The organism is Streptomyces silaceus (genome assembly GCF_001419745.1).
Taxonomy (GTDB): domain Bacteria; phylum Actinomycetota; class Actinomycetes; order Streptomycetales; family Streptomycetaceae; genus Streptomyces; species Streptomyces silaceus.
In genome coordinates this window covers 3,621-4,041 of sequence record NZ_LIRJ01000245.1, presented here as the reverse complement: position 1 = coordinate 4,041, position 421 = coordinate 3,621, and the positions used below count along the sequence as shown (strand labels likewise).

Sequence of the window (421 nt, the reverse complement as noted above, 5' to 3'; positions counted from 1 at the left end):
CCCGGGCCCGCGCCGCCGAGGAGCCGCTCCCCAGACCGTCCACCGCCCACGCGTCCCCCACCGGGACCGCCCGGTGCATCGTCGGCACCCGATGGACGGCCCCCGCCGTGTCCGTGAAGTCGGCGTCGCGCGTGCCCGCCCCCTCGAAGGGGTCCTCCCAACGCGCCTTCAGGGCGAGCGCGTTGACCACAAGGAGCAGCGTGTCCGGGGTGATGACCACGGGGAGACGCTCGATCATCCCGTCCGTGGCCTCCCGCACCCACGCGTCCGCCGCACCCGCCGCGTCCGGATCCATCGGACCGAAGCCGATGTCCGGCAGCGCCTCCTGATACGCCCGGTGGACCGGAACCCGGCTCCACACGCGCGTGGCGACCCCCACCGCGTCCGTGCCCGCCAGGGCCCGCGCCCCCGCCGTCACCGC

General features: G+C 76.5%; 1 pseudogene. It reads right to left on the bottom strand.

The window, feature by feature from the left end:
- Positions 1-421: pseudogene (locus AOK22_RS22925) on the bottom strand (serpin family protein); the annotation flags it as partial.